General features: G+C 59.8%; 20 protein-coding genes. 9 read left to right on the top strand and 11 right to left on the bottom strand.

Features of this window, described 5'->3' with window-relative positions; all coding sequences use genetic code 11:
• Positions 1–63 precede the first annotated feature (63 nt).
• Complete coding sequence (gene grxD, locus NTD81_RS04945; RefSeq protein WP_262180086.1) at positions 64–390, bottom strand: Grx4 family monothiol glutaredoxin; 327 nt, start codon at positions 388–390, stop codon at positions 64–66.
• Between the two features lie 512 nt (positions 391–902).
• Here grxD and argF point away from each other — a divergent pair.
• Both argF and NTD81_RS04935 read left to right on the top strand, forming a co-directional pair.
• Positions 903–1,823, top strand: a complete 921-nt coding sequence (argF, locus tag NTD81_RS04940) for an ornithine carbamoyltransferase (RefSeq protein WP_262180084.1) — start codon at positions 903–905, stop codon at positions 1,821–1,823.
• The gene (locus NTD81_RS04935; RefSeq protein ID WP_262180083.1) at positions 1,820–2,917 is read left to right on the top strand and encodes an ABC transporter ATP-binding protein; all 1,098 of its coding nucleotides are present in this window, start codon (positions 1,820–1,822) and stop codon (positions 2,915–2,917) included. Before argF ends, NTD81_RS04935 begins: the two co-directional genes overlap by 4 nt.
• 6 nt (positions 2,918–2,923) lie before the next feature.
• On the opposite strand, the gene NTD81_RS04930 is transcribed toward NTD81_RS04935, so the two are convergent.
• From NTD81_RS04930 to ybaK, 3 genes are all read right to left on the bottom strand, one after another.
• Positions 2,924–3,733, bottom strand: a complete 810-nt coding sequence (locus NTD81_RS04930) for a PhzF family phenazine biosynthesis protein (RefSeq protein WP_262180081.1) — start codon at positions 3,731–3,733, stop codon at positions 2,924–2,926.
• A gap of 108 nt (positions 3,734–3,841) precedes the next feature.
• A complete protein-coding gene (locus NTD81_RS04925; protein ID WP_262180079.1) occupies positions 3,842–4,618 on the bottom strand; it encodes a substrate-binding periplasmic protein in 777 nt (258 codons plus the stop codon).
• Positions 4,619–4,718: 100 nt separating this feature from the next.
• Positions 4,719–5,189, bottom strand: coding sequence for a Cys-tRNA(Pro) deacylase (gene ybaK, locus NTD81_RS04920; RefSeq protein ID WP_262180078.1), 471 nt, complete (start codon positions 5,187–5,189; stop codon positions 4,719–4,721).
• Between the two features lie 332 nt (positions 5,190–5,521).
• Between ybaK and NTD81_RS04915 the strand changes: the two genes are divergently transcribed.
• The 4 genes from NTD81_RS04915 (at position 5,522) to glpD (ending at position 10,597) form a co-directional block, all read left to right on the top strand.
• Positions 5,522–6,328 (top strand): MIP/aquaporin family protein, encoded by an 807-nt coding sequence (locus NTD81_RS04915; protein ID WP_262180076.1) that lies wholly within the window; start codon positions 5,522–5,524, stop codon positions 6,326–6,328.
• 89 nt (positions 6,329–6,417) lie between these two features.
• Positions 6,418–7,914: a glycerol kinase GlpK gene (glpK, locus tag NTD81_RS04910; protein ID WP_262180074.1), complete on the top strand. Its 1,497-nt coding sequence runs from the start codon at positions 6,418–6,420 to the stop codon at positions 7,912–7,914.
• A 199-nt stretch (positions 7,915–8,113) separates the two neighbouring features.
• Positions 8,114–8,869, top strand: a complete 756-nt coding sequence (locus NTD81_RS04905; RefSeq protein ID WP_262180072.1) for a DeoR family transcriptional regulator — start codon at positions 8,114–8,116, stop codon at positions 8,867–8,869.
• Positions 8,870–9,049: 180 nt separating this feature from the next.
• A complete protein-coding gene (gene glpD / locus NTD81_RS04900; RefSeq protein ID WP_262180071.1) occupies positions 9,050–10,597 on the top strand; it encodes a glycerol-3-phosphate dehydrogenase in 1,548 nt (515 codons plus the stop codon).
• A gap of 91 nt (positions 10,598–10,688) precedes the next feature.
• Here glpD and ccoM read toward each other — a convergent pair whose 3' ends face one another.
• The 4 genes from ccoM to NTD81_RS04885 form a co-directional block, all read right to left on the bottom strand.
• Positions 10,689–10,805: a cytochrome c oxidase subunit CcoM gene (gene ccoM, locus NTD81_RS21360; RefSeq protein ID WP_315974673.1), complete on the bottom strand. Its 117-nt coding sequence runs from the start codon at positions 10,803–10,805 to the stop codon at positions 10,689–10,691.
• Positions 10,806–10,958: 153 nt separating this feature from the next.
• Entirely contained in the window at positions 10,959–11,132 is a 174-nt protein-coding gene (locus NTD81_RS04895; RefSeq protein ID WP_262180069.1) for a hypothetical protein, read from the bottom strand.
• The gene (locus tag NTD81_RS04890; protein WP_262180067.1) at positions 11,122–11,730 is read right to left on the bottom strand and encodes an alpha-ketoglutarate-dependent dioxygenase AlkB family protein; all 609 of its coding nucleotides are present in this window, start codon (positions 11,728–11,730) and stop codon (positions 11,122–11,124) included. Before NTD81_RS04890 ends, NTD81_RS04895 begins: the two co-directional genes overlap by 11 nt.
• A gap of 22 nt (positions 11,731–11,752) precedes the next feature.
• The gene (locus NTD81_RS04885; RefSeq protein WP_262180066.1) at positions 11,753–12,052 is read right to left on the bottom strand and encodes an aspartate-semialdehyde dehydrogenase; all 300 of its coding nucleotides are present in this window, start codon (positions 12,050–12,052) and stop codon (positions 11,753–11,755) included.
• A gap of 172 nt (positions 12,053–12,224) precedes the next feature.
• Between NTD81_RS04885 and rapA the strand changes: the two genes are divergently transcribed.
• A complete protein-coding gene (gene rapA / locus NTD81_RS04880; protein WP_262180064.1) occupies positions 12,225–15,068 on the top strand; it encodes an RNA polymerase-associated protein RapA in 2,844 nt (947 codons plus the stop codon).
• A gap of 81 nt (positions 15,069–15,149) precedes the next feature.
• On the opposite strand, the gene NTD81_RS04875 is transcribed toward rapA, so the two are convergent.
• Entirely contained in the window at positions 15,150–16,475 is a 1,326-nt protein-coding gene (locus tag NTD81_RS04875; protein WP_262180062.1) for a spinster family MFS transporter, read from the bottom strand.
• Positions 16,476–16,783: 308 nt separating this feature from the next.
• Between NTD81_RS04875 and NTD81_RS04870 the strand changes: the two genes are divergently transcribed.
• On the top strand, positions 16,784–19,000 hold the full coding sequence (locus tag NTD81_RS04870; protein ID WP_262180060.1) for a hypothetical protein: 2,217 nt from the start codon (positions 16,784–16,786) through the stop codon (positions 18,998–19,000).
• 71 nt (positions 19,001–19,071) lie between these two features.
• Positions 19,072–21,252, top strand: coding sequence for a putative bifunctional diguanylate cyclase/phosphodiesterase (locus NTD81_RS04865; RefSeq protein ID WP_262180058.1), 2,181 nt, complete (start codon positions 19,072–19,074; stop codon positions 21,250–21,252).
• A gap of 7 nt (positions 21,253–21,259) precedes the next feature.
• On the opposite strand, the gene NTD81_RS04860 is transcribed toward NTD81_RS04865, so the two are convergent.
• Together NTD81_RS04860 and NTD81_RS04855 are read right to left on the bottom strand one after the other, a co-directional pair.
• The gene (locus NTD81_RS04860; protein WP_262180057.1) at positions 21,260–22,051 is read right to left on the bottom strand and encodes a hydroxypyruvate isomerase family protein; all 792 of its coding nucleotides are present in this window, start codon (positions 22,049–22,051) and stop codon (positions 21,260–21,262) included.
• Positions 22,048–22,938, bottom strand: coding sequence for an NAD(P)-dependent oxidoreductase (locus tag NTD81_RS04855; protein ID WP_262180055.1), 891 nt, complete (start codon positions 22,936–22,938; stop codon positions 22,048–22,050). The genes NTD81_RS04860 and NTD81_RS04855 overlap by 4 nt, the downstream gene beginning before the upstream one ends.
• Positions 22,939–23,045 lie beyond the last annotated feature (107 nt).

Here is a 23,045-nt window from a genome sequence, read left to right as displayed (position 1 = left end):
CGATGCCATGGCATCGGTTTTTGGGTGCAGCACGCTTGTACGAAACAAGCGTCGCGCAGCGCATTAAGCGTTGGCTTTTTGCACCGCGTCTTTGATCAGGGTTTGCAGTTCGCCCTTTTCAAACATCTCGATCAGGATGTCGCTGCCGCCGACCAATTCACCAGCGACCCACAGTTGCGGGAAGGTTGGCCAGTTGGCGTACTTCGGCAGGTTGGCGCGGATTTCAGGGTTTTGCAGGATGTCGACGTAAGCGAACTTCTCGCCGCAGCCCATCAACACTTGCGAAGCTTTGGCGGAAAAGCCGCACTGTGGAGCGTTGGGCGAGCCTTTCATGTACAGCAGAACGGTGTTGTTGGCGATCTGCTCTTTGATGGTTTCGATGATATCCATGGGGCACCTCAGGACTTAACTTACCCGACGCTGGGGTCGGCACGGTGGCGGGCATTGTAGCGAAAAGCCGAGCGTAATGCTCGGCCTTACCCAGGCTTTAATCCACTAAACGACAACCGCACAGTGCCACCTGTGCAGCGGCTAAACGCCACCCGGCATAGCCCGCGCAGTCGCCACAGGGGTTGATCCTGACGCAGACAATCGCTACGCCCGCCTCCACGTCCCCAACCACAGCTGAACCCTTGAGGCGAGAAAACAATGGCGCGCCGGCGCTTAATCGTGCCCGCTGCACTGCAGCCAAGCCTCTGCTCAAGCGACCCAATAGCGCTAGCCACTGGCTAGTGTTTGCGCCCAACGCCCCGTGCTGCGAGTTGTAAGTGCGCACCAGTTGCTTATAAGATCGCCGCTTCCCCGATTCGTCGCATGTGCGGCCCCAAGCCGTAGGTTTAGTCGTTGCCTTGATTTAACAATGGCCATTAACCCTACGCCAAGCAGTCAAAAGGTAGTTAACGATGAGCGCAAGACACTTTCTCTCGCTGATGGATTGCACCCCAGATGAACTGGTGGGCTTGATCCGCCGCGGCATGGAGCTAAAGGACTTGCGCAATCGCGGCGTACTGTTCGAGCCGTTGAAGAACCGCGTCTTGGGCATGATCTTCGAGAAGGCCTCGACCCGTACTCGCCTGTCGTTTGAAGCCGGCATGATCCAACTGGGCGGCCAGGCCATCTTCCTCTCGCCACGGGACACCCAGCTCGGCCGAGGCGAGCCGATCGGCGATGCCGCGCGGGTCATGTCGCGCATGCTCGACGTGGTGATGATCCGCACCTTTGCCCACAGCACCCTGACCGAGTTCGCTGCTAACTCGCGAGTGCCGGTGATCAACGGCCTGTCCGATGACCTGCACCCCTGCCAACTGCTGGCCGACATGCAAACCTTCCACGAGCACCGGGGCAGCATCAAAGGCAAAACCGTGGCCTGGATTGGCGACGGTAACAACATGTGCAACTCCTATATAGAAGCGGCCATCCAGTTCGACTTCCAGCTGCGTGTCGCCTGCCCTGATGGCTATGAGCCGAGTGCCGCACTGCTGGCCCAAGCCGGTGAGCGCGTACAAGTGCTGCGTGATCCTAAAGCGGCGGTGGCCGGCGCCCATTTGGTCAGCACCGACGTCTGGACCTCCATGGGCCAGGAAGAGGAAAGCGCACAGCGCATTGAGCTGTTCAAGGGCTATCAGGTTAACCAAGCCCTGCTCGATCTGGCCGCCGAGGACGTACTGTTCCTGCACTGCCTGCCTGCCCACCGTGGCGAGGAGATCAGCGAAGACCTGCTCGACGACCCGCGCGCCGTGGCTTGGGATCAGGCCGAGAACCGTCTGCATGCGCAGAAGGCGCTGCTCGAATTCCTCGTTGAACCGGCTTACCACCACGCATGAGCCAGTTGCTCCTCAGCCTGCGCGACCTCAGTTGCAGCTATGACGCGCACAAGGTGGTGCAAGACCTCAACCTGCACCTTAACGCCGGCGATATCGGCTGTTTGTTAGGCCCATCAGGTTGCGGCAAGACCACGACCCTGCGCGCCATCGCCGGCTTTGAGCCGGTCAGCGGCGGCGAGATTCAGCTGGCCGGCAAAACCCTGTCCAAAGCGGGTTTTACCTTGGCGCCAGAGAAGCGCCGGATCGGCATGGTGTTTCAGGACTACGCCCTATTCCCGCACCTGAGCGTGGCGCAAAACGTCGGCTTCGGTATACGCCAGCAAGCCAACTGCGCCAAGGTCACCCAGGAGCTGTTAGCGCTGGTCAAACTCGACCACCTCGCCGCGCGCTTCCCCCATGAGCTGTCAGGCGGCCAACAGCAGCGTGTTGCCCTGGCCCGCGCCTTGGCGCCGGAGCCACAACTGCTGCTGCTCGATGAGCCCTTTTCCAACCTCGATGGCGAACTGCGCAGACGCTTGAGTCATGAGGTGCGCGATATCCTCAAGGCCCGTGGCACCAGTGCGATTCTGGTGACCCACGACCAAGAGGAAGCCTTTGCCGTCAGCGATCAGGTCGGCGTGTTTAATAAAGGCCGCTTAGAGCAATGGGACACGCCCTTTAACCTCTACCACGAGCCGCGCACGCCGTTTGTCGCGAGCTTTATCGGTCAGGGTTATTTTATCCGAGGCCAATTGCTCGGCCCGGATTTGGTCAGCACAGAGCTGGGCGAGATTCGCGGCAACCGCGCCTACAACCTGCCCATCGGCAGCGCGGTGGACGTGCTGCTGCGCCCCGACGATATCGTCTATGAGCCACAAAGCCCGCTGCAGGCGAGCATCGTCGGGAAAACCTTCTTAGGCGCTGCCACCCTGTACCGCCTGCAGCTCAGCACTGGCAGTCAACTAGAGGCGCTGTTCCCAAGCCATGCTGATCATCAGCCGGGGCAACAAGTGGGCATTCGCGTGGCCGCCGAGCATTTGGTGGCCTTTGCCGCGCCAGGTAGCGTCGCCGCGCCAGCCACGCTACTGGAATCCGGTGTGCGCCGCGCGCTGTAACGCTGTTTAAGGCAAGAGTAACTGGCCACGGGCGACCAGCACCGCGTGGCCAGCGATCTTCACCCGCTCCCCCGCCAGTTCGCAGGCCAGCTCACCACCCCGGGCCGAGCACTGGTAAGCACTCAGGCGGTTTTTACCCAAGCGCTGCGCCCAGTAAGGGGTAAGGATGCAGTGGGTTGAGCCGGTCACCGGATCTTCATTAATGCCAATGCCTGGGGCGAAGTAACGGGAGACAAAATCCTGGCTATTTCCCGGCGCGCTGACCAACAGCCCCAAGCCCGGCAGCTTGGCGACCGCCGCCATATCGGGCTGCAGCTGGCGCAGCTGCGCTTCATCGGCCAGCAGCACCAACAACTCCTGAATCGCGCCCCCCTCATACAACGCCAAAAGTTCCTCTACCGGCGCGCCCAACGCTTGCTGAACCGCTTGCAGCACTTGCGGGTCCGCCAGTGGCTGGGCCCGCCGCACCGGAAAGTCCAAGACCAACTGCTCAGTCTCTCGACTGACGCGTAAGGGGCCGGACATACAGCTGAACTCCAGACTGTCCCCAGGCTCGCCATACACAGTGAACAACACATGGGCACTGGCCAGTGTGGCGTGGCCACACAAAGGCACTTCGGCCTGCGGGGTAAACCAGCGGATCTGCCAGAGATGATCCTGGCGCACCACAAAGGCGGTCTCCGCCAAGTTGTGCTCAGCGGCGATGCGCTGCATCAACGCCTCATCCAGCCACTGCTCCAAGCGATAGACCATCGCCGGATTACCGCTAAATGGCGTACGGCTAAAAGCATCGACCTGATAAAAATCCAACTGCATGCTCAACCCCCAAATCCGTATCTATGCTCTGTCATCGCGACTCTGCGCAGCATGCCCAAGGCGGCAGACAAACGCCCACCACAGCCGTAAGCCAAATCACAGATACAGTTAAGGCGATTGCACACCATAGGCGTCGAGCAGCTTCTGCAAGCGGCCATCCGCCCGATAACGCTCCAGGCCTCGCTGGAAGATTTGCACGTAGTGCTTACTCGATTCCAGCCGCGGCGAAAACGCTAAATAGATCGGCACATCCGGCTCACGACAGCCGGCCTCGCGTAATTGTCCGCTTTTGCCCATGCGCTTGAGCAGGTTTTGCACCACCCAGGTGTTTTCCAGCAGCACATCCAGACGCCCCCGCTGCAACTTGGTAATGCTCAAGGCCAGCGCGCGCTCACCCGATGCCTGCTGGACCCGCTCCGGATTGCCGCGATGCTCCTGAATATAGGCATTCAGCGTGGCGCCATAGCTGTAATCGTTAATCACCCCAAGGCGCTGCGCCAATAAGGACTCAGGGCCGGCGTAGCGCCAAGTGGAGTCGCTACGCGTATAAAAACAGTTGCGTGCTAGGGCCACCGGGGTGTCGGTGTAGATGAAGTCCGGCGCGTCTTCATGGCCGGCACCGATGGCGGCATTGAAACGACCGCTGCGCACCTGCTGCAGGGTTCGCGCCCAGTTGGTGTTGCGGTATTCCACACTGATGCCGGCCTCAGCGAAGATCTGCTGAGCCAGCTCGACAAAAATACCTGGACGCGACGAGTCAACCTCGCAGTTGATCGGACACCATTGATCACCCGCGATAATCAGCGACTGCGCTTGCACCACAGGAACCGTGGCCATCAAGGCCAATAACAATGGGGCTACCCTGCACCAACGACGAGGCCACATGCACCACTCCATTCCTTTATGCCTATGTCGACGCCCTCTCCTAATCATTCGGGCTCTTGCTCATCTTAGCTGAGGCCAACAGCAACCACAGGTTTTGCGTCTAGGCACGACCAACGGCAGCAAACAGGCCATTAGTCAGCCTAGCTAAGTCTGTGGCCGCCAGCTGCACATCCAAACCCCGCCGCCCGGCACTGACATAGATGTGAGGAAACTGCTGGGCGCTGGCATCAATAAAGGTGCGCAGGCGTTTTTTCTGCCCCAGTGGGCTGATCCCACCGACTAAATAACCGGTAGCGCGCTGCGCGGCGGCGGGGTCGGCCATATCCGCTTTTTTCACCCCGGCAGCGTGGGCCAGGGCTTTTAAATCCAAACTGCCGGTGACCGGCACCACAGCCACCAGTAACTCGCCTTTCTCACTACTGGCCAGCAGGGTTTTAAACACCTGCGGCGGCGGCAAATTGAGTTTGTCGGCGGCCTCCAGGCCATAAGAAGCCACTTTCGGATCGTGGCTATAGCTCAGTACCTGATGTTCGATTCGGTGCTTTTTCAGTAAGTCCAAGGCAGGTGTCACAGCCAGCTCCCCCAAGCGCAACAGCAATAATGACGGCCACTCTAGGGCAATTATGGGCCCTCAGCCAGTACACCAGAGCCTTTGCCCGTAGCGCCCCTCAGCCAGCGCCGCGAGCCTTTGACCAAGCGCTAATAGAAAAAACCACCGGTCAGAATCCCAGCAAATGTTCACTTTCGCGGTTTGACAGGGCTATTTGGCCTCTATATTTTTCATTTACGAACAAATCTCCTTCTGTGCCCTGCTCGAACCACGCAGTACAGGCAATGCCTGTTTTGGCTCTGGCACAGCACGTTTTACCAGACCCAATACAACAACAAGATCCGTACCGACCTATGTCTACTGCCCCAGTTAAACCTACCCTGTTTGGCCAATGCCTGGCTGAGTTTCTCGGCACGGCCCTGCTGTTGTTTTTCGGCACGGCTTGCGTGGCCGCTGTCAAAGTCGCCGGTGCCAGCCTGGGCCTGTGGGAAATCAGCATCATTTGGGGGATCGGCGTCAGCATGGCGATCTACCTGACGGCGGGCATCTCCGGTGCCCATTTAAATCCTGCGGTGAGCATCGCCCTGAGCGTATTTGGCGACTTTCCCAAAGCCAAATTGCTGCCCTATGCCTTGGCGCAAATGGCCGGTGCCTTCTGCGGCGCGGCGCTGACCTACGGCCTGTATAACGCGCTATTTTTCGATTACGAACTTAGCCATCAAATGGTCCGTGGCAGCCAGGCCAGCCTGGAGCTGGCTTCGGTGTTCAGCACTTACGCCCACCCGGCTCTCTCCATCCTGCAAGCCTTTGCCGTTGAAGTGGTGATTGCCGCCATTCTGATGGCGGTCATCATGGCCATTACCGACGACAATAACGGCCTGCCCCGCGGCGCTCTAGCACCGCTGCTGATCGGCCTGCTGATCGCGGTAATTGGTGGCGCCACGGGCCCTCTGACCGGCTTCGCACTGAACCCGGCGCGGGATTTTGCTCCTAAGCTGATGGCTTATTTAGCCGGCTGGGGCGAGATGGCTTTTACCGGTGGCCGTGATATCCCTTACTTTTGGGTACCCTTGTGTGCACCGATAGTCGGCACCTGCATAGGCGCAGCCCTGTATCGTCTGGCCATTGCGCGCAGCCTTAGCCCTACATCCAACCCATAGCGGCGCCTATCACCTCGAATGCAGTCCCGTATGCAGCAATACTCATTTAGCGGAGCGCCAGTCTCCACCCATCTGTGCAAGGCAAAAACATGACTGATCAGGATAAGAACTACATCATCGCCCTAGATCAAGGCACCACCAGCTCCCGGGCGATCATCTTCGACCGCAACGCCAATGTGGTCAGCACCTCACAACGTGAGTTCGCCCAGCATTACCCGCAGGGTGGTTGGGTTGAGCACGACCCCATGGAGATTTTCGCCACGCAAAGCGCGACCATGGTGGAAGCCTTGGCTCAAGCCGGCTTGAGCCATGCCCAGGTGGCCGCCATCGGCATCACCAACCAGCGCGAGACCACGGTGGTGTGGGACAAGCACAGTGGCCGCCCGGTGTATAACGCCATCGTCTGGCAGTGCCGCCGCAGCACTGAAATTTGTGAGCAGCTCAAGCGTGACGGCCTGCAGGATTACATCCGCGCCACCACCGGCTTGGTCACCGACCCCTATTTCTCTGGCACCAAACTTAAGTGGATTCTCGATAACGTCGACGGCGCCCGTGAGCGCGCTGAGCGCGGCGACCTGCTGTTTGGCACCATCGATAGCTGGCTGATCTGGAAATTCACCGGCGGTAAAGTCCACGTCACCGACTACACCAACGCCTCGCGCACCATGCTGTTCAACATCCACACCCTCGAATGGGATGAGAAGATGTTGCAGGTGCTCAACATCCCCCGCCAGATGCTGCCTGAAGTGCGCTCCTCGTCTGAGGTGTACGGCAAAACCAAAAGCGGTATCGATATCGCCGGGATCGCCGGCGATCAGCAATCCGCGCTGTTTGGCCAGATGTGCGTGACCCCGGGCCAGGCGAAAAACACCTACGGCACCGGCTGCTTCTTGCTGATGAACACCGGCGACAAAGCCGTGATTTCCTCCCACGGCCTGCTCACCACCATCGCCTGCGGACCCCGTGGCGAAGTGGCCTATGCCCTGGAGGGCGCCGTGTTTAACGGCGGCTCTACGGTGCAGTGGCTGCGTGATGAGCTGAAAGTAGTAAACGACGCCCTGGACACCGAATACTTCGCCGGTAAGGTCAAAGACAGCAACGGCGTGTACCTCGTACCGGCTTTTACCGGCCTTGGCGCGCCCTACTGGGACCCATACGCCCGTGGCGCCCTGCTCGGCCTGACCCGTGGCGTGACGGTAGACCACATCATCCGCGCGGCGCTGGAGTCCATCGCCTATCAGACTCGCGACGTGCTGGATGCCATGCAGCACGACTGCGGCGAACGCCTCAAAGCCCTGCGCGTAGATGGCGGCGCGGTGGCCAATAACTTCCTCATGCAGTTCCAGGCCGATATCCTCGGCACCCACGTGGAACGCCCGCAAATGCGTGAGACCACTGCGCTGGGCGCGGCCTATCTGGCGGGCCTCGCTTGCGGCTTCTGGAGCAGTCTGGATGAGCTGCGCGGCAAGGCGGTGATTGAGCGTGAGTTCAATCCGCAACTCGAAGCAGGCGAGCGCGAGCGCCTCTATGCCGGCTGGCAAAAAGCCGTGGGCCGCACCCGCGACTGGCAGCCCCATCAGGAATAAGCCCAGTAGCGCAGCGCCACAGGAGCGGCCAATTGCCGTAAAACCTTGTGGCCTGCGTAGCTTTTGCCGATGATTGTCTGATTTTCCGGCAGCGCACATTCAGGCGAGACAACAGCGCTGAGCACGCGCGGCTTACCCGTGGTAGATAAGCATGCGCACCACTGCGCAGGGACTTTCCGTACAGAGCCTAAGGACCGCCATGAATTTACCGCCCCGCCAACAACAAATTTTAGAACTGGTGCATGAGCGCGGATACGTCAGTATCGAGGAAATGGCCCAGCTGTTTGTGCTGACCCCACAAACCATTCGCCGCGACATCAACCAACTGGCTGAGCTCAATTTGCTGCGCCGTTACCACGGTGGTGCGGCCTATGACTCCAGCATCGAAAACACCGCCTACGCCACCCGCGCCGATCAGATGCGCGATGAGAAACAACAGATCGCCGAGGCCGTGGCCAAGCTGATTCCGGATCACGCCTCGCTGTTTATTAACATCGGCACCACCACCGAAGCCATCGCCCGTGAACTGCTCAACCACCAAGGTTTGAAGATCATCACCAACAACCTGCACGTGGCCGCGCAATTGAGCAGCAAGGCTGACTTTGAAGTGCTGCTGGCCGGTGGCACGGTGCGCAGTGACGGTGGCGTGGTGGGTCAGGCGGCCGCAGATTTTATCCAGCAATTTAAAGTCGATTACGCCCTGGTCGGCATCAGCGGGATTGATGAAGACGGCAGCCTGCTCGACTTCGATTACCAGGAAGTGCGGGTCTCCCAGGCGATCATCGCCAACGCCCGACAAGTGATTTTGGCCGCCGACTCCAGCAAGTTCGGCCGCAACGCCATGGTGCGCTTGGGCTCGCTGAGCCTGATCGATTGCCTGGTGACAGACCGCGCCCCTTCCGCCGGTTTTATGCAGTTGCTTAACCAGCACAAAATTCGCCTCGAAGTGGTGTGAATCACCAGCCCATTGCTGCTGCCATCGCCCGCTGGCAGCAGCGCTGACGCCTGCCTGCTATCCGCTGGTCAGACCAACGGCAATTTCGCCGCTGGCGACTAGCCGAGTTCATTTGCCTGCGCTAGTATTTTCACAAACGAACATTGATGTTCATATTAAATACTCAAGCGGAGAGTTACCGTGCCCCATTCCAGCCTGCCTGTTCAGCCCCTGAGCGAATGCTACGACGTCGCGGTTATTGGCGGCGGCATTAACGGTGTAGGGATTGCCGCAGATGCGGCGGGACGCGGACTGTCAGTGTTCCTTTGCGAAAAAGACGACCTGGCCAAACACACCTCCTCCGCCAGCAGCAAGCTTATCCATGGTGGCCTGCGCTATTTGGAACATTATGAGTTTCGCTTGGTGCGCGAAGCCCTGGCCGAACGTGAAGTGCTGCTGAAAAAGGCCCCGCACATCGTCAAGCCCCTGCGCTTCGTGCTGCCCCATCGCCCGCACCTGCGCCCCGCGTGGATGATCCGCGCGGGCCTGTTCCTTTACGATCATTTGGGCAAGCGCGAACAACTGCCGGCCTCGCGCAGCTTGCGCTTTGGCGCCAACAGTCCGCTGCAAAGCGAGATCGGCCGTGGCTTTGAATATTCTGATTGCTGGGTCGATGACGCCCGCTTAGTGGTGCTCAACGCCATCGCCGCCCGCGAGCATGGCGCCCATATTCACACCCATACCCGCTGTGTCAGCGCGCGGCGCAGCAACGGCCTGTGGCACATTCACTTAGAGCGCAGTGACGGCAGCCTGCTGTCGATCCACGCCCGCGCACTGGTCAACGCTGCCGGACCTTGGGTCACCGAATTTATCCATACCGGTCTTAAGCAGCAGTCGCCCCACGGTATTCGTCTGATTCAGGGCAGCCATATCGTGGTGCCACGGCTGTACGAGGCCGAGCACGCCTATATTTTGCAAAACGAAGATCGGCGCATTGTTTTCACCATTCCTTATCAGGATCGCTTCACCCTGATCGGCACCACTGACCGCGAATACCAAGGCGACCCGGCTCAGGTCAAAATCACCGAGGCGGAAACCGATTACCTGCTGGATGTGTGCAACCGCCACTTCAAGACCCAGATCAGCCGCAGCGATATCCTGCACACCTACGCAGGCGTACGCCCGCTGTGCAATGACGAGTCTGACGACCCATCAGCCGTGACCCGTGATTACACCCTGACATTGGCCGGCAATCCCGGTGAAGCGCCATTGCTGTCGGTGTTCGGCGGCAAGCTGACCACCTACCGTAAGCTCGCTGAAGCGGCCCTGGGCCACCTGGCGCCTTACTTCCCCAACCTCGGCCCAAGCTGGACCGCCAGCAGCCCGCTGCCCGGCGCCGAGCAACTGAGCAGCCACAGCGCCTTGGTCGAAGCACTGTGCAGCGGCCTCGCCTGGTTGCCCACCTCGCTGGCCCAGCGTTGGGCCAACAGCTATGGCAGCCGCAGTTGGAATATCGTCAAAGGCGTCAGTTGCCTGACCGATATGGGCGAGCACTTTGGCGCCGGCCTCTACAGCCGTGAAGTGGACTATCTGCGGCAAGAAGAATGGGCCATCAACGCCGAAGACATTCTCTGGCGGCGCAGCAAACTGGGCCTGTTTATGACGGCCGAGCAGCAAAGCCATTTGGCCCTGTATCTGCAAGACAAGCCTAGTTACGCGGCCGCGCCGCAAGCGCAGCAGCTGAGCTAAACCAGCGCGGCCAAGCGGTTAAATCAAGGCAAAAAAACGGGCGACCTAAGTCGCCCTAAATTGCCTTGCGTGCCCCTTACATCCAGCAGATTCAGCTCTTCTTCGCTTTATGCGAATCCTGCCAGATGAAATATCCAATACCGCCAAAGAACGCGACCATCAAACCGACGGTGCCGATACCGGCGAGAACTACGACATCGATAAACATGGCTGCCTCCTAGGTAAAGCCTTGCGGGAATGGCTTCACGGTATCAGGCACGGCGGGGGCGCTATTGATCCAGGTCAAAGGCGAGGGGATGGGATTTGCTGGAGGCGGCGCTTAGCTGATCCAGATCAACGAATCAGCTTCCTGGGCAGCGGATCAGGATTTTTTCGGCTTGTTTTTGCCCTTGCTTTTGGCTTTTTTCTTGGCGCCAGGCAACGGCAAGGCCTGCTCGAAGGCACTGCGCATTTGCTCAAGCTTTTTATCGCGCAGGTCATGGATGCGCTTGTCGCGCTCAGCTGCAAAATCAATCAGGGTGGGTTCAGTGCTCATGGGTAGGTCTGACTAAACGAAAGGTCAAATTCAGGCGTGGCGTGCAGAGGCTGCGCGTCTTCGCCACCTGGTGTTGCCAATGATGCTGAGTTGCGCCGGCCATGACCAGTAGCGATCCGTCGGTAAGCGGCAAAGAGTGGGCGATGCGGTTCTCGCCGACCCGGCGCAAATCAAAGCGCCGCGTGCCGCCCAGGTTCAATGAGGCAATCACCGGATTACGGCCCAGCTCGGTTTCATCATCACTGTGCCAGCCCATGGAATCCTGGCCGTCACGATAGTAATTCAGCAGCACACCATTAAAGCGCTGGCCCAGGCGCTGCTCTAAATCCTCGCGAATGTGCGCCAGCAAGGGCGTCCAGGGCAAGGTTTCATGGGTGAAGCCGGAATAGCCATAGCGCACATCAGCGTCGCAATACCAGGCCACCAAACGCGGCACCGTGACCTCTCGCCCATAGATCACCAAGCGCGGTTGCTGCCACGGCGTTTGCGCCACTAACGCCTGCAACCACTGCGCGGCTGTGGCGGCATCCAGCCAGTCGGGATAAAAGCTCAGCTCGGCATTGGCCAAGGGCAGCTGCGGCTCAGCAAACAAATCCATGAAGATTCCAGCAATCGCTCAGTTAAACCTGCACATCGACCCACAGGCCCTGCCGGGGTAAGTCTTTGACCGCGTCCTGATCCTCTTGCGCCACCTCGCCCTCGGCCAACTCAGCCGGTGTGTAAGCTTGGCGACGCTGACGCCGGCGCTGTTCTTCACGCAGCAGCTCGGTGGCTTCTTCAGGGTGTCGTTTGGCCAGTTCCACGCCACTGTCTTTACTGCCTTCAGCCGCAGCGGTGACCGGCGGAATCTCCGGACGCGGCTTGATCACGTCCTGCTGCACAGTGACAGGCACCAGGCTGTGGGGGATCGGTGGCAACATCTTCAGCACCCTCCTTTGGTCAGGCTAAGACCGGCAAGCGGCCCATCAACAAGGCCGCATCGCTACACTTGGCCCTAGCTAACCACACAAAGTACCTCTCGTGCAGCAATGCGCCTTTGGCCGCGGCGCGAGCTGCGTTACCATAGTCGGCTTTTTTACGCAGGAGACAAGCATGGCGCAGTATGAACCAGGGCAACGCTGGATTAGTGATAGCGAAGCGGAGCTGGGTTTGGGAACCGTTTTAATGCAAGACGGCCGCATGCTCACCATGCTCTACCCGGCCACTGGCGAAACCCGCCAATATGCCGTGCGCAACGCCCCACTGACCCGCGTGCGCTTCTCCCCTGGGGACGAGATCACCCATTTCGAAGGCTGGAAGCTCAGCGTTCAGGAAGTCGAAGACATCGACGGCCTGCTGGTTTACCACGGCATCAACGCCCAGAACGAAAGCATCAGCCTGCCGGAAACCCAGCTGTCGAACTTTATCCAGTTCCGCCTGGCCAGCGACCGCCTGTTTGCCGGCCAGATCGATCCGCTGTCGTGGTTCTCCTTGCGCTATCACACCCTCGACTACACCAGCCGCCATCTGCAATCCAAGCTCTGGGGCTTGGGCGGCGTACGTGCGCAACCGATTGCCCACCAGCTGCATATCGCCCGTGAAGTGGCTGACCGTATCGCTCCACGGGTACTGCTGGCCGACGAAGTGGGTCTGGGTAAAACCATCGAAGCGGGCCTGGTGATCCATCGCCAACTGCTCAATGGCCGTGCCAGCCGCGTGCTCATTCTGGTTCCGGAAAACCTCCAGCACCAATGGCTGGTGGAGATGCGCCGGCGCTTTAACCTCGACGTCGCCCTGTTCGACGCCGAGCGCTTTATCGAAAGCGATGCCAGCAACCCCTTTGAAGATTGCCAGCTGGCCTTGGTCGCACTGGAATGGCTGCGCGAAGACGAACGCGCGCAGGATGCGTTGTTCGCCGCCGGCTGGGATCTGCTGGTGGTCGACGAAGCCCACCACTTGGTCTGGCACCCAGAGAAAGCCAGCGACGAATACCAACTGGTAGAACAGCTGGCGCAAGTCATTCCCGGCGTACTGCTGCTCACCGCCACCCCAGAACAACTGGGGCAAGACAGCCACTTCGCGCGTCTGCGCCTGCTCGACCCGAACCGCTTCCATGATCTTGCTGCCTTCCGCGCCGAGAGCCAGCACTACCAGCCGATTGCCGAAGCCGTGCAAGAGCTGCTGGATCAAGGCCGCCTGTCCAAGGCCGCGCACAAGACCATCCTGGATTTCTTAGGCGACAGCGGCGCTGAGCTGCTCGAGGCGGTCAATAGCGGCGACAGCGAAGCTTCGGCGCGCTTGGTCCGTGAGCTGCTCGACCGGCACGGCACCGGCCGCCTGCTGTTCCGTAACACCCGCGCCGCCGTCAAAGGCTTCCCGGAGCGTGAACTGCACCCCTACCCGCTGGCTAACCCCGACGAGTACATGGAGTTGCCGCTGGGTGAGCACGCCGAGCTGTACCCGGAAGTCAGCTTCCAGGCCAATAACGAAGACGACGAAGAGCAGCGCTGGTGGCAGTTCGACCCACGGGTTGAGTGGCTGATCGACACCCTGAAGATGCTCAAGAAATTCAAGGTTCTGGTGATCTGCGCCCACGCCGAAACCGCGGTGGACCTAGAGCATGCCCTGCGTATCCGCAAAGGCATCCCTGCCACCGTGTTCCACGAAGGCATGAGCATCCTGGAACGGGACCGCGCTGCCGCTTACTTCGCCGATGAAGAGTTCGGCGCCCAGGTACTGATCTGCTCGGAAATCGGCTCCGAAGGCCGTAACTTCCAGTTCTCCCATCATCTGGTGCTGTTCGACCTGCCGTCCCACCCGGACCTGCTGGAACAGCGCATCGGCCGTCTCGACCGGATCGGCCAGAAGCATCGTATCCAACTGCACGTGCCGTACCTGCAGGACAGCCCGCAAGAGCGCCTGTTCCAGTGGTATCACCAGGCCCTGAACGCCTTCCTGGCCACCTGCCCGACCGGCAACGCCCTGCAGCAACAATTCGGCAGCCAACTGTTGCCGCTGCTCGAAGGCGCTGATGACGACAACTGGGAAGCCCTGATCAACAGCGCCAAAGCCGAGCGCGAGCGTTTGGAAGTGGAGCTGCATGATGGCCGCGACCGTCTGCTGGAGCTCAACTCCGGGGGGGCGGGTGAAGGTGAAGCGCTGGTCGAGCAGATCCTCGAACAAGACGATCAGTTCGCCCTGCCGATCTACATGGAGCAGTTGTTCAATGCCTTCGGCATCGACAGCGAAGACCACTCCGACAACGCTCTGATCCTGCGCCCCAGCGAGAAAATGCTGGATGCCAGCTTCCCTCTGGGCAGCGACGAAGGCGTGACCATCACCTACGACCGCAGCCTGGCGCTTAAGCGTGAAGACATGCAGTTCCTCACCTGGGAACACCCCATGGTACAAGGCGGCATGGATCTGGTGCGGGCAGGCTCCATGGGCAATACCGGCGTGGCGCTGATCAAAAACAAGGCGCTGAAACCCGGTACCGTGCTGCTCGAGCTGCTCTACGTCAGCGAGGCCGTGGCGCCCCGTGCGCTGCAACTGGGGCGCTTCCTGCCGCCGGTGGCCATCCGTTGCCTGCTCGATGCCAACGGCAACGATCTGGCGCACAAGGTCAGCTTTGTCACCCTCAACGATCAATTGGAAAGCGTGCCACGCGGCAGCGCCAACAAGTTCGTGCAGGCCCAGCGCGACAGCCTGACGACGTTGATCAACTCCGGCGAGAGCAAGGCCAGCCCACGGCATAGCGAGCGCGTGGAGGAAGCCAAACGCCTTTTGGTCGCCGAAATCGACGAAGAGCTGGCGCGCCTAGTCGCCCTGCAAGCGGTCAACCCCAGCGTGCGTGACAGTGAACTAGAAGCCCTGCGTCAGCAGCGTGAGCAAGGCCTGGCCATGCTCGATAAAGCCGCTCTGCGCTTAGAGGCGATTCGCGTGTTGGTCGCAGGCTAAACACCAGGCGTCCAATAAAAAGGCTGCGCGGATTGCTCCGCGCAGCCTTTTTTATTACCGCGGCCTTAGCTGGCAAAGTGCCTAGGCGTCTTGCTCTTGCATGCCCTGCTGCATCCGCGCGGCATCGGCCACGCAGCTGCGCGACGCTTGCCACAGGGCCAACATGGTCAGCGCAAACGCCACCGGCACCAAGTACAGAGCATCGTGCAGGCCAACCGCCTTAAACACTTCGCTCATATCACTGGCCCCTGCGGCGAGCATGGCGCTCTGGGCGAAGTGATCGGACAACGAACCCACCACCACGGGGCCTAAGCCACCACCCAGCAGATACAAGCCGGCGAAGAACAAAGCCATGGCGGTGGCGCGCAGGCGCGGCTCGATCACGTCCTGAATCGCCGTGTAAACACAGGTGTAGAAGTTGTAGGAGAACAGCCAGCCAAGGCTGAACAGGGCGACGAATGCGGCAATCTCGATACGCTGCGCCAACAGCGCCAACCCGGTGCAAACGGCAGCAATCAGCAGGCTCAGGGCAGCAAACAGCAGGCGCCCACGAGGCCAGCGCTGATGGATCTTATCGGCCAGCAGGCCGCCCAAGGTCAGGCCAAACAGACCGGTGACGCCGACAATAATCCCCGTGGCCACCGCCGCCTGTTGCAGCGACAGCAAAAAGTAACGCTGCAGCATCGGCACCATAAAAGAGTTACAGGCATAGGTCGCGAAGTTAAACGCCAGCCCAGCCACCACCAACCACCAGAAAGTGCGCACCGCCAACACTTTGCGCAAAGGCTTGGCCACCGGCGTGGTTTTGACGGCGACTGATTCGGCCGCGCCCCGGCTCGGCTCTTTAATCAAGAAGATCAACAGCGCCAGCAGCAAACCGGGCACCGCGGCAATAAAGAACGGCGCACGCCAGCTGCCAAAAGCCTGGACCATGGCGCCGATAGTGAAATAGGCCAGCAGCAGACCGAGCGGCAAACCGAGCATAAAGAGGCCCATGGCCCGGGCGCGCTTGGTGGCGGGGAACAGATCGCCAATCAGCGAGTTGGCCGCCGGCGCATAGCTGGCCTCCCCCACACCGACGCCCATGCGAATCAGCAAGAAGCTCCAGTAGTTCCAGGCCATGCCGTTGATGGCGGTCAGACCGCTCCACACCGCCAGCCCCCAGCCCATGATTTTGCGCCGCGAGCCGGTGTCGGCCATGCGTCCCAAAGGGATGCCGGCAATGGCGTAAACCAAGGTAAAAGCGGTGCCCAACAGGCCCATTTGCAAATCGCTTAAGTGCCACTCCAGGCGGATTGGCTCACCCAAAATGGCCGGTATGGTGCGATCGAAGAAGTTAAACAGGTTGGCTAGAAACAGCAGAAACAAGACTCGCCATGCATTAGGGGCTTGCAGGGATTGGGGCATAAATCCATCTCGGCTAATGAGTAGAACCACTGACTGCCATAGGCAATCAAGGCGTGACGATAAAGGCTTCCATGCAAACTAGAGCGCCAAGCACAGGCTGTCTGCGACTATTTACCGAGTCTATACAGCGTGATGCCAAAAGCACGGGTGAACACGCCAATAAATTGTCATTCAAAATTTCAGTGCAGACCCGCTTTTAGTAGGACAAAACCGCGAGTTTTTCCGTTTTTCATGCTAAAAAGCAGAGTACTAATGAAGGTATGGCCATTGGCCTTCTTCAACCCGTGACCCGCCGGACTGCCAACAACATGAAAACAACAAAAACTGCAGCACCCTCCCATAGCGAAGCAACCCTGGCAGATTTAGCAGACACCCTACTGGCCCCGCTCGATGACGAAGAGCCCGCGCCTTTGAGCAATAAACTCCCCGCGGCCCTGCGCCCCGATCTGCCGGTGGAAATCGGCGGCGAACAGTACATGTATTTCACCGAACGCGATATCGATCGCATTCTGGATAACCTCGACGGCTTGCGCAGCCTAGTCTTCCCGCCCCCGGCGGCAGATGAAGAACACGACCGGCGCACCCCGCACTTCCCTTCGGTGTGCTTGATCGGCCTAGGCCGCTGCGGCTCGAACATCGCTCTGGATGTTGCCTCGCTGGTGTACAACGCCCGGCAGTTTTACCTGAGCGAGTTCAATAACGAGGAAACGCCCGCCACCGAGCAGGACTTCCGCCCCAGCCGCTGGATCAAAAGCAACTTGCTGCGCGCGCCGAGCAAAGACAGTAAGCCGGTGTTTCTTATCGAACCGCTGGTGATGCTCGGCGACTTGGATAAAGACATCGCCGGGCGGATTCGTTTTTCCCGTAAAGGCGAAACCAGCGGGTTTTTAAGCGACTACAGCAAGATGAAGATCATGGACCTGTCCGAGGTGCATGCGGGCGGCGCCGGTAACGCACCGATCCTCGGCCAGTACCTGGCCAAGATCATCCTCAATAAAGACACCCAGCACTTCACCAACGAAGACTGGAAGTTTATTCACAGCTACCTGATCGACTCCTGCGGCATCAAGGCTAACCAATCGCGCCTGTACTTCTACATCTTCAGCGCCGGTGGCGGCACCGGCTCGGGCATGGCCTCGGAGTTCGGCCTGGCCCAGCAGTACAGCTACATGAGCAAAACCTTCGACACCAACAACTTCGAGCAGCGCCCCGAGCACCGTGGCCACAGTTTTGTCTTTGAGCCGATCTTCACCAGCGGCATCTGCATCCTGCCGAACATCTCCGACCAGCGCAGCGAAATGTCCGAAGCCTTGCATATCAACGCCGGGCGTTTGCTGTGTAAGTACCTGGCCGAGGAATGGGACTTCTCCTATAACTTCGATAACGAAGAGAACAGCGAAGAAAGCGTGATGCGCCGCATCCGCCCATGGAACGCGATGATGCTGATCTCCAACGACATCATGCGCTACGCCGAAGAAAGCGATGACGGCAACATCCAGAACATCGACGTCAACGCCATGGAGCGCCACGCTAACCAGTACATCTCGCAGCAGATTTTCAACATCCTCACCGCCCAGGCGGTGACCACCGACTACGACCAGAACTATTTCCGCCGCGCCGGCATCGACATCGGCGAAACCATCCGCCTGGATGCCAACGACCTGTTTATGAGCTTGGCCGGCCCGGTGGCCGTGGCCTATGCCGAATCCGTGGTGCCGGAGCAAAGCACCGCGGCCCTGGATAAATTCCGCGTTCTGGAAAAAGAGCCGCCACGGCTGAATATCGACGACCTGTTCTTCCGCTCCATCGACCTGCCGCACTTCAACAAAGTGACCCAGGCCATCGAGGGCATCAGCCTCTTGCCGATCGAGTCGAAGCGTTATCGCGAAGCACTGGAGAACTACAAGAAATCTGATTTTGATGCCGCGCAACTGAGCGACCTGCACTTCTTTAAAAACTGCTCCTCGGTGGTCTCGATCGTCTCGCTGCCGAAAGACTACAAGCTGTCCTATATGGACCTGAACCGGCTGAAAACCCACCTCAACAGCCTGTTCCCCAATACCACGCTCAAGCGCTATGCCCTGGTCATCGGCGCCTCGGCCAACCTGTCGCTGACCACCTTGATCGTTAAGAGCCCGTGCCTGTCGGATGACTTCCTGACCCTCATCGTCGCTTATATCAAGCGCTGCTTCGCCCGCGACCCGCACCGCTTCGATGAGAGCCTGGATAACGCCGTGCTGGACTTTATCGTCAAGGAAGAATTCGATGAGGCGCGGCTTGATTCGATGCTCAACGAGTTTGAAAACCCGGCGAAAATCCTCGACACCAACTGGTACGCGATCAAGCCGATGTACGAGAAGAAGTACCGCGAGCTGATCCACTCGCCGGATAAATTCGTATCGATCAACGACATCCGCCTGAGCCGCGACAGCGTGAAAAAAGCCGTTAAGTACCTGCGCGAGATTTACCGCCATCGTATCGGTAAAACCCGGGTTATCTCGCTCAATCAAATCAAGCCGGATTGAGCGACGAATCCGTCACGATCGGCAAAGCTGTGCTTCACTAATGAGGACGTTTCTCACTAGCAAGGCAGCTTATGATGGATGGCCTAGGCATCCGCTTTATGGCGGATATGCCAGCAACTCAGCAGGTAATTTTGGTTTGCAACCACGAGACTTGGCTCGTGGTGCTTTCCTACCTCATCGCGGCCCTCGGTAGCTTTATCGCCCTGACCATCGCCAGCCACTGCGCCAATACCTTAAGGCTCGGCATGCGCCTGAGCTGGCAGTTGATCGGCGGCCTGTGCCTGGCGGGCGGCATCTGGAGCATGCATTTTATCGGCATGCTCGCGTTCCAAACGCCCATTGCGGTGTCCTATGACCTGTCCATCACCCTGTTCTCTTTACTGGTTGCCCTGCTGGCCGGCTTGATCGCCGTCCTTGTGATGACCGAGAGCGAGCCGAGCTTGCTCCAGCAAATTCTCGCCGCCATTGTCGTCGGCCTAGGCATTTGCGCCATGCACTACAGCGGCATGGCGGCGCTGCGCGCTGATGCGCAAATCTATTACGACGCGCGCTTATTTAGCCTGTCGATTGGCATCGCCATCGGCGCCAGCTTCGCCGCGCTGAAACTGGCCCAGTACATCCATAGCGCAGCTCAGCGCAAAAAACGCTGGCTCAAATACGCCGCTGCCTTGGTCATGGGCGCGGCGATTGCCGCGATGCATTACACCGGCATGGCCGCGCTCAATTTAGTCAGCAGCGCACCGACTCACTTAGCCCTGCGCAGCGCCGACAACAGCTTGCACCTGCTGATCATAGTCGCCGGCATCACCCTGCTGGTACTGGGCCTGAGCCTGACCGCGGCGTGGGCCGGACGTAAGCTGGATGAAAAAGACCGTGACCTGCAGCGGGTCAACGCCCTGCTGGTGCAACTGGATCAGGATAAGGACTCCCTGGAGCTGATCGCCCATTACGACCCGCTCACCGAACAGCTCAATCGCCGCGGCTTTAACCACGCCTTTAGCGCCGCCCTGGCGGAGCACAGCAGCAATGGCCGGGGGCTGGCGGTGATGTTTTTGGACGTCGACCACTTCAAACGGATCAACGATTCCTTAGGCCATGATGCCGGCGATGAGCTGCTGAGCATCATGGCCAAACGTATCCGCAGCGCCATGCGCGAGAGCGATATAGTCGCGCGCTTGGGCGGTGATGAGTTCTGCGTGATTGCCAGCTTAGAAAACAACGCAGTGGCGCAAACCTTGGCGCAGCGCTTACTGCAGCGGATGAAGGAGCCGATCAAGATCGCCGGACGCAATATGCTGATGACCACCAGCATTGGCATCAGCGTATTCCCCCAGGACGGCGACACGGTTGAAGAGCTGATCAAGCATGCGGACCTGGCCCTCTACCAAGCCAAAAATGCCGGGCGTAATACCCTGCACTTCTACAGTCGCAGCCTGACGCAAAAAGCCTCGCAGGAATTGCAGCTCGAAGAAGACCTGCGCCAAGCCATAACGAAAGGCGAGCAACTGCAGCTCTACTATCAGCCGATCATCGATTTGCCCAGCGGGCAGATGGTCAAGCTCGAAGCCCTGCTGCGCTGGCAACATCCGCAGTTGGGGCTGCTTAGTCCCGAGCGGTTTATCGGCATTGCCGAGGCCAACGGCTTTATCGACCAGCTCGACGCTTGGGTACTGCATCAGGCCGCCAGCGACTTGCAGCGTTTAACGGAGCAAGGCTACGGCACGCTCAAGATCACGGTGAACTGCTCGGCCATGAACTTTGCTAGCAACCAACTGCCTGAGCGCATCGAACAGGTGCTAAGCCAGGCCCAAAGCAATCAGCGCCTGGAGCTGGAGCTGACGGAAAGCGCTTTGCTCACCAGCCTCGACAAGGCCATCAACAAACTGCAACGCATCCGCGCCCTTGGCGTGAGCATCGCCATTGATGATTTCGGCACCGGCTACTCATCCCTGGCCTGTTTGCGCCGCCTGCCGCTGGACACCCTGAAGATCGACCGCTCGTTTATCCAGGACATTGCCAGCTCGGTGCAAAGCCGGGAAATCGTCCAGGCCATCATCGTTATGGCCCGCGCCCTCAACCTGCGAGTAGTGGCCGAGGGGGTCGAAGATCTGGCGCAGCTTCAGGTGCTGCAGGAGCAAGGCTGCGATCAAGTGCAGGGCTACCTGTTCAGCAAGCCGCGGCCCCTTAGCCACATCTGTGCCGATTACCCGCCACACTGCGCTGTGCTAGAGCGGGTCTGCGCTCAGGCCTAATGTGCGCCTAAGCCAGTTGCGCACGCCAAGGCGCCAGCCAAGCGAGACTGGCCTGGGTGCCGTCGGCATCTGGCCGATACTCAGCCGCCAGCCAACCGTCATAACCGCTGTGTTTAAGCGCCGCCAGCAGCGCGGCGAAATCCACCCGGCCGCTGCCTGGCGCCCCACGCCCGGGGTAGTCGGCAAACTGCACATGGCCGATGCGCCCGCGCAGTAACTGCAAGCCCGCCAACACATCCAGCTCCTGCCGGGCCATATGGTAGAGATCGTATTGCGCGCGGAGATTGGCATGGTCCACGGCGTCCAGTAAGTCGCTCAGATGCTGTGGCGTGTTGATTAAAAAGCCGGGCATGTCCAGCGGATTGATCGCCTCCACCACCACGCCGATATTAAGCACGGCAAAGGCCTCAGCGGCCTTGCGCAGGTTGCCCACTAAACAGTCCCAGGCTTGGGCAAAACTGACGCCCTCAGGCAAACGCCCGGGCAACACGTTAATCAGCGCCGGACGCGTCATGGCGGCGTAGCTTAAGGCCTGCTCCAGCGCTTGATCGAACTGCGCCTGGCGCTCAGGCACGCAGGCCAGGCCAGGGCCACCGGCTAACAAATCTGCTGCAGGCACATTCAGCAGGCGCAGCGGCAGGCCGCTGCGTTCGAGCAAGTCTTTGAGTTTGAGCGCCGCCAGCTCCTCATACGGAAACTGAATCTCCACCCCATCAAAGCCGGCTGCGGCCGCCGCGACAATGCGCTGGGCCAGAGACAATTCGTTAAATAACAGGCTTAGGTTGGCGGCGATTTTCATTGCACGTGCTCCCGATAGAGTTCGACCAGAGTGGCGGGGTCAGCCTCTAAATAGCCTTGGCCACCATGCTGACGCATCAACTGCGCGGCCAGAGCGCTGATGGGGGTAGCCGCACCGAGTTGCTGGGATAGCTTAACGGCGGTGTCCAGGTCTTTGAGCAGAGTGCGCACATGCCATTTGACCGGCTCAAACTGGCTGGCCGCCATTTGCGGGGCGAGGATTTGCAGCGGCTTGCTGTCGGCAAAACCACCGGCCAACGCTGGCGCCAGCAAGCGGGCATCCACCCCGGCACGCTCGGCCATGGCCACTACCTCGGCAATTACCAGAGCATTGCAGGCGACGATCATTTGGTTGCCGACCTTAGTCACCTGCCCCGCGCCGACCTCCCCCATGCGCGTCAGGCGTTGGCCTAAATGGGCAAGGATTGGCCGGATCTGCTCGATGTCCTGCTCACGGCCACCGGCCATAATCGCCAGCGTACCGGCTGCCGCTCCCGGTGTGCCGCCCGACACCGGCGCATCGACCCAATGCATCCCCGTGCGCGCCAATAGCTCGGCCGCCATCTCGCGGGTGGCGGCGGGTTCAATGCTGGAGAAATCCACCAGCAACTGGCCGGGTTTGGCGCTCTCGGCAATGCCGCCCGGGCCAAACACCACGTCGCGCACGACAGCCGTGTCGGCCAGGCACAGCATGACGATCTCGGCTTGCCCGCAAAGCTGCGCGGGACTGGTGCACAGCCCGGCGCCAGCAGCGGTTAACGGCGCACACTTAGCCGCGGTGCGATTCCATACATGCAGGGGAAAACCGGCGGCCAATAAGCGCTGGGTCATGGGCAGACCCATCAAACCAATACCGGCAAAGGCCAAGGCGGGAAGTGAGGCAGTCATGCGCAGGCTCCGACAGAGTAATACGTCATATTACCCCAGGCGCCAGCGCCAACCGCTACGCAGTCGCTACCAGGCTAAGACGGCCCCAAGCGCCATCCGGCGGTTGG

This window comes from Pseudomonas sp. 5P_3.1_Bac2, from assembly GCF_025465995.1.
Lineage (GTDB): Bacteria > Pseudomonadota > Gammaproteobacteria > Pseudomonadales > Pseudomonadaceae > Aquipseudomonas.
Note: the sequence above shows the minus strand (reverse complement) of the source record. Positions and strands in the feature narration are given on the sequence as shown.

Coding starts and splice junctions, on each gene's coding strand:
- argF (WP_262180084.1), top strand. CDS start 903: ATGAGCGCAAGACACTTTCTCTCGCTGATGGATTGCACCCCAGATGAA.
- NTD81_RS04875 (WP_262180062.1), bottom strand. CDS start 16,475: ATGCCCCAATCCCTGCAAGCCCCTAATGCATGGCGAGTCTTGTTTCTG.
- ccoM (WP_315974673.1), bottom strand. CDS start 10,805: ATGTTTATCGATGTCGTAGTTCTCGCCGGTATCGGCACCGTCGGTTTG.
- glpK (WP_262180074.1), top strand. CDS start 6,418: ATGACTGATCAGGATAAGAACTACATCATCGCCCTAGATCAAGGCACC.
- NTD81_RS04870 (WP_262180060.1), top strand. CDS start 16,784: ATGAAAACAACAAAAACTGCAGCACCCTCCCATAGCGAAGCAACCCTG.
- NTD81_RS04855 (WP_262180055.1), bottom strand. CDS start 22,938: ATGACTGCCTCACTTCCCGCCTTGGCCTTTGCCGGTATTGGTTTGATG.
- grxD (WP_262180086.1), bottom strand. CDS start 390: ATGGATATCATCGAAACCATCAAAGAGCAGATCGCCAACAACACCGTT.
- NTD81_RS04890 (WP_262180067.1), bottom strand. CDS start 11,730: ATGGATTTGTTTGCTGAGCCGCAGCTGCCCTTGGCCAATGCCGAGCTG.
- NTD81_RS04860 (WP_262180057.1), bottom strand. CDS start 22,051: ATGAAAATCGCCGCCAACCTAAGCCTGTTATTTAACGAATTGTCTCTG.
- NTD81_RS04865 (WP_262180058.1), top strand. CDS start 19,072: ATGATGGATGGCCTAGGCATCCGCTTTATGGCGGATATGCCAGCAACT.
- NTD81_RS04925 (WP_262180079.1), bottom strand. CDS start 4,618: ATGTGGCCTCGTCGTTGGTGCAGGGTAGCCCCATTGTTATTGGCCTTG.
- rapA (WP_262180064.1), top strand. CDS start 12,225: ATGGCGCAGTATGAACCAGGGCAACGCTGGATTAGTGATAGCGAAGCG.
- NTD81_RS04905 (WP_262180072.1), top strand. CDS start 8,114: ATGAATTTACCGCCCCGCCAACAACAAATTTTAGAACTGGTGCATGAG.
- NTD81_RS04935 (WP_262180083.1), top strand. CDS start 1,820: ATGAGCCAGTTGCTCCTCAGCCTGCGCGACCTCAGTTGCAGCTATGAC.
- NTD81_RS04915 (WP_262180076.1), top strand. CDS start 5,522: ATGTCTACTGCCCCAGTTAAACCTACCCTGTTTGGCCAATGCCTGGCT.
- NTD81_RS04885 (WP_262180066.1), bottom strand. CDS start 12,052: ATGTTGCCACCGATCCCCCACAGCCTGGTGCCTGTCACTGTGCAGCAG.
- NTD81_RS04930 (WP_262180081.1), bottom strand. CDS start 3,733: ATGCAGTTGGATTTTTATCAGGTCGATGCTTTTAGCCGTACGCCATTT.
- NTD81_RS04895 (WP_262180069.1), bottom strand. CDS start 11,132: ATGAGCACTGAACCCACCCTGATTGATTTTGCAGCTGAGCGCGACAAG.